Annotated in this window: 7 protein-coding genes; all 7 read right to left on the bottom strand. The window is 48.5% G+C overall.

Annotation, left to right across the window (positions count from 1 at the left end; all coding sequences use genetic code 11):
* Nucleotides 1-451: ATPase domain-containing protein (locus tag IQ235_RS18355; protein WP_319592625.1), on the bottom strand; the 451-nt coding region annotated here is incomplete at its 3' end.
* Between the two features lie 54 nt (nucleotides 452-505).
* Nucleotides 506-784 (bottom strand): circadian clock KaiB family protein, encoded by a 279-nt coding sequence (locus IQ235_RS18350; protein ID WP_264322859.1) that lies wholly within the window; start codon nucleotides 782-784, stop codon nucleotides 506-508.
* A 136-nt stretch (nucleotides 785-920) separates the two neighbouring features.
* Complete coding sequence (locus tag IQ235_RS18345) at nucleotides 921-1,820, bottom strand: response regulator (protein WP_264322858.1); 900 nt, start codon at nucleotides 1,818-1,820, stop codon at nucleotides 921-923.
* A 184-nt stretch (nucleotides 1,821-2,004) separates the two neighbouring features.
* The gene (locus IQ235_RS18340; protein WP_264322857.1) at nucleotides 2,005-2,793 is read right to left on the bottom strand and encodes an ABC transporter permease; all 789 of its coding nucleotides are present in this window, start codon (nucleotides 2,791-2,793) and stop codon (nucleotides 2,005-2,007) included.
* Between the two features lie 125 nt (nucleotides 2,794-2,918).
* Nucleotides 2,919-3,881, bottom strand: coding sequence for a DUF5357 family protein (locus tag IQ235_RS18335; protein WP_264322856.1), 963 nt, complete (start codon nucleotides 3,879-3,881; stop codon nucleotides 2,919-2,921).
* 42 nt (nucleotides 3,882-3,923) lie between these two features.
* Nucleotides 3,924-4,451, bottom strand: coding sequence for a filament integrity protein FraC (gene fraC / locus IQ235_RS18330; RefSeq protein ID WP_264322855.1), 528 nt, complete (start codon nucleotides 4,449-4,451; stop codon nucleotides 3,924-3,926).
* A gap of 51 nt (nucleotides 4,452-4,502) precedes the next feature.
* Nucleotides 4,503-5,198 (bottom strand): thylakoid membrane photosystem I accumulation factor (locus IQ235_RS18325; protein ID WP_319592624.1); only part of this gene is annotated, 696 nt, incomplete at its 5' end.

Genomic DNA, 5,198 nt, shown 5'->3' with positions numbered 1-5,198 from the left:
GGGTAAATACGGCCCCCAAAGAATCGATGGAGACTCGCGAGGCCCCAATCGATCGAATGGCATACTCGATTCGGGCAATGAGCGCCCCGAGATCGTACTCTCCGGTGACCACGGGTTTTTCTCCCGGCGGCGGCGATGCATCGACAAACGCCCATTTCTTCTCGGCTTCCCAAGTTTCGATGGTCCAGCCAAAACTCCGCATATGTTTGCGTAGGGCTTTGGGAGATTCTTCAAAGGTGACAAAGACCCCCGTTTCTCCCGCTTCGAGAATCCCTTGGGCGAGAAACTGGCTGGCAAAAACGGTTTTGGCGCTACCGGCTGTCCCTGCCACCAGCGTTGTGGCCCACTTGGGCAATCCTCCTTCAGCAATCAGATCGAAGCCAGCGATACCCGTTTCGAGCTTTTCCACCCATTCCTGTTCGTTGTCAGATAGTGTATGTATTAAATTCATGAACGTTTGCGCTCGTCGCTCTAACAGTTGAAATTATTTTCGTCAACTCGTTCCTCAATAAGGCGAGTCGAGTTCTAGACCCATCAGCACCCGATCTTTATTGGAGAGATCGCCAATGGTACGCCTCAGCGGTGGTGGGAGTTGTCGGATTAATGTTGGAGTGACGAGTATTTTTTCCGACTCGGCAAGGCCGGGATGTTCCAAAACATCAATGATGACGATTTCGTAATTGTCGGGTAATTCTTCTTCGCAAATCTGGTATAAGTTAGAGATCGCCCGTTTCGTTCTTGGGGTTTGACCGGTGACATATAGCTTCAGTACGATTTTATTCATTAGATATTGATTAGAAACGCGATCGGGCGTTGGATTGATGGAAAAAGGATGTCAACTTTAGGTTCGATCTTACAGTTTCTTACATAAAAATTTGCAGCTGAAAGATTTGCACGAGCGCCCGAATCAGTCTATTGGCTTATGACTCTAATTTGGTTCTGGGGTAAACGTGACTCAAAGCCAAATGATATTTCCGGTAATAGGACACTAAAAAGCCCATCAGTTCTAGCACCATAATTCGAGCTTCTTCGATATAAGCCTGGGCTTTGGGAGATGGTACATCGGCAATTTTGTGTTTGATGGCTTGGGTGTGAAGCTCGATAATATCCCGAGGACTGGCTTTGAGAAAGCCTAACTGTTCTGCCATCCCCCGCAATCCTTCGGAGATGGGGTGGCTGACTCGATAGGTTCGTTGTTCTAATGCCCGATCGAGCAGTTGACCGTACTGTTGGACGAATTGTCCGAAGTCATCGGGGACGCTTTCTTTGAGGGGGAGATTGCCGTAGAGTTTCGAGGCGACAATCGTGGCTTGACTGGTGGTTAAATTTTCGAGCAGCAAGAGTTCTCGTTCTTGCCCTTGTGGCCCGTTGGGATCGTACTTTCCCCAGCGCAACCGTTGCCGTTCGATCGCGTAGCAAATGGATCTCACCAGCAATCGGCTATCGATCTGACCTTTAACCAGATAGTCCTGCGCTCCCTCGCGGACGGCTTCTACGGCTCGATCGGCATCATCGAAGTTACTCAGAACGATGGTGGGAATCTGGGGGGCTTTGGCGTAAATTTGCCGAAACCCATCGAGTCCGTTGCAATCGGGCAAAGACAGATCGAGCAACACCAGATCGAAATTGGCAAGGGATAGCTTTTCGAGTCCCTCGTTCGGGGTTTTGGCGTAGGTGACGACAAAGGGGACTGTCCGAACGACTGGCATGAGCAAGGTGCCGAACAGGTTGGCTTCCTCTGGAGCATCTTCGATCGAGAGAATTCGGATCGGATCGACCTTTATATCCGAGCTACCGTTGTTTCGATCTCCCTCGTCCAAAAATTTTCTCCACTCAAATTCGACTGACCCGAATGTATTGTCTCCTTTTAGACAGCGATGGGGCGCTCGTTTTTATCTTTTCTTTATGTCTACCTAAAATCGACGATTTTCTGATGGCTGTGCCGCCGAATGCGGTAAGTTTCGGCCGCCAAGCCATCGCCTCGATGCCAGGAAATCAACCGACTCAAAACTCTCGCCGGGAAAACACCACCGTCGCCACAGACAATAACAAAATGGTATAGATCGAACCATAGAGGGCATTGAGCAAAAGGGTTCCGATCTCCGGTAAAGCCGCACTGCCGTACACTGCACCGTTTTTGACATCCAGGCGAGCCAAGTCCGGTAAAATCAGATACAAGCTTTTGGCCAGGGGTTGAATGCTCGCATTGTCAGACACCTCCGCGAGTTGCAACAAATCGCGACTGAAATGCCCCATCAGATAAATACTAAAGGTGAGCAGGGTGGCTAGAAGAGAACTAGCAAACACGCCAAAGATGATGGCAACGGCGACGATTAGGGAAAGCTGGAAGAATAGGTACAGCGAGGCGACGAGAATACTGCCGAGGGGAAAGGGAATTTCATTAAGTTTGAGGACGAGGATAAAAATCGCCGTCATCACCGCAATTAGAACGGCCAGAACTGCAGACAATCCCAAGAATTTCCCGACAACGAACTCCCCTCGGCCGACGGGTTTGGAGATTAACACCAAGACGGTGCGTTTCTCGATTTCTTTATTAATCAAACCCGTGCCGATAAAAACGGTGACAATTAAGCCCAGTATATTCATTGCCCCCAAGCCGATATCGAGGGTCATTTTATCTTGGGTTCCGGCGGCGACTTCCGGCAGCAGCAAAACGGCGGCGAGTAAAATGAGGGCGTACAATGCCACCAGATACAGGGTTCGATCGCGAATTACCTCTCGAAAGACATTCGCCGCGATCGTCGAGATGCTTCCCAAATTGACTTGAATCATTTAACGGACAACGAACGACGATTTTTAGATTTTTAAACCCAGATTCGGAACGTACAAGCCCTTGAAGGTTTTAAACCCTAATTGTTCACGGTCAATTGTCAATTGTCAATTCTCCAGGGAGGGTATTACTCAAAGGTAAATTGAGTGGATTTGCAATTGAGCATTCCTGCCGGGTATGCGGGAGAGTCCATCGGCATTCGAGTATCGGGGCGAATCTGGCAGGTTTTGCTGAGTAAGTAATCCGATCGACCGGCACTCGTAGCGGTCTTGCGAGCAAAAATTCTCACATCGTATTCCGTTTCTGGGACAATTTCCACTTGTACCGACCAGCGATCGCGATCGACGATACCTTGCAATTGGTTCATCACTTGCTCTTGGATATTGACGCGCCCCAATTGGAGATTGAAGAGAAATCGCTCGATACTACCCCAAGTTTGACCGTTGACTTCCCCCGCGATTTGGCTGACGGTTTGGTCTAAAATTTCCTTGCCGTCCGTGTTGGGCGCGTTGCCCACGCGCACGACAAAGTTACTGCGGCTCACATCGGCCGAGGCGAGTTCGGGATAGTCTTGGGTCCAATGTTCGACGAGGAAGGCAAAACCCAGCCAAGAACTGAGAATTAAACTACTCAACCCGAGCATCAACAGTTGAGATCGCTCTTCGAGGGGGGGAACTTGCCATTTGTCTTTTCCTCTACGCACTTTGGGGAAAATGGCAATTCCCGCTGCCAGAATCGGCCAAATAATCCAGGCAAAGGCGGGAATTTCTCCCGTCAGCAAACTGGGAAAAAATAACAAGCAAGCCAGAGCGCTCAAAATCCAAGGTCTGAGGGAAAAATTCCCTATTCTGATGGGGTTTTCGATTTGCCACCATGCCAGGCCCACGCTTAACAATAACAAGCTCGATCGAATGAAAGCATCCCGATCTTCATTCTCAAGTTGTAAGGCTTCGGTGGGGTAGTAAAGCTCTGACAAATATACAATTGCCAAAAACAGCCATAAAACTAGACTAACCAGAATTAAGGTTTGCCAAGAAAAGAGTTTTTTCGGTTTTAGGTTTTTATTAAACCATTCAACTGGAGTTGCCATAACGATATCGAAATAACGATTTTAGAATAATCTCTTCACCCATCACACTCTCAATAATTGTAGGTTCAGAATCACTAAAATGACTAGCATTGCACTGTGACTCAACCCGTGAGCGGCTAAAATTGCGAGTGTTTGTTCTCTACGAATAATTAATCGCTTGTGGCGCTGAATAACTCGATCTTGCTGCACCATTCGACTGGGAATTGCGCCTGTGATTTGCAAAAGATAGAGCGCTTGAACTTTAACTTGGAGGGTGACAAAAAAGATGGCAAACCCAATCACGATCGCCCAAAATTCAAAAGCTTGGGAAGCACTGCTCGATAGCCTCCCAATTAAAATATAGTGAATGAGTTGATTTTTGAGAGTGGGCGGTAAGAATTCTGGCTCGACGGCGAAAAAAGCCAACCAACTAATTGAAACCGATAGCAAATTGACGATCGCCGCATACATAATACTGAGTTTGCGGGGCAAATTCAGACGGTTGCGCAACACCCAAGACTCAATGGCAATCGTCACCAGTAGCAATAGGGTTTGCAACAGAATGGTTTTGAGGGGCAAAATAGAGGACACAGTTCGATCTCCAAGTCGGGTGGGAAAGGTGCGATCGCCATTTCAACCGCACTAACGCTGGATTTCGGCGTTCACTTCATTAATGGGTCGGCGTTTCAACTCAACTGATTCAGAACGCGGCAGCAAGTCGAATACCTCACGAAAGCGATCGTCAATTTTCTCAAATTCCACAACTCCACTTTCATCGAACGCAACGTTTCCGGCAGTATCGAATAACACGGTTTGCGGAACCACACCTCGATAGTAATATCCCGGTTCGTTGGGTTCGTACTCAGATTTGGGCACGATGGCATCGACGCTGACCGGAACGATATTGGTGTGGCGACCGTAAAATGCTTGTAGCTGGGAAATTGTCGCCGAGAAGATTTTGCAATCTTCGCTATCTTCGATGTACAGCGTCAGCAATGTGGGTCGTTTTGTCTGCTTGAGAGATTCTTTTAAATTCACTTTGGGCGGAATCAAAGAACCATTTCCCGCATATAGGGCAAAGATATTGCCATCAAAGTTATCATCGTGTAAACCCGCCCATGCAGGAGACGGCATGAGGGTGCTACCACAGACTAAAACGAGGGTGGCAATCGTTGCCAGGGCGATAGCTCGCCAGGGAAGCAGCCCCATCCGGGCAACGGCGCGCAGATGAGAGTAGAGTTGGGAGAAACGGCGCGATCGCACTTGGGAAATACTCATAAATGTATATTGTCTGCGGTCGATCTCCAGTGTTGTATCCGAGTCGATCGATGGTTCCCG

The sequence above is a fragment of the Zarconia navalis LEGE 11467 genome, assembly GCF_015207075.1.
GTDB lineage: Bacteria > Cyanobacteriota > Cyanobacteriia > Cyanobacteriales > Geitlerinemataceae > Zarconia > Zarconia navalis.
Note: the sequence above shows the minus strand (reverse complement) of the source record. Positions and strands in the feature narration are given on the sequence as shown.

Excerpts from the sequence above, each read along its gene's own strand:
- IQ235_RS18350 (WP_264322859.1), bottom strand. The coding sequence starts at position 784 with ATGAATAAAATCGTACTGAAGCTATATGTCACCGGTCAAACCCCAAGA.
- IQ235_RS18340 (WP_264322857.1), bottom strand. The coding sequence starts at position 2,793 with ATGATTCAAGTCAATTTGGGAAGCATCTCGACGATCGCGGCGAATGTC.
- IQ235_RS18335 (WP_264322856.1), bottom strand. The coding sequence starts at position 3,881 with ATGGCAACTCCAGTTGAATGGTTTAATAAAAACCTAAAACCGAAAAAA.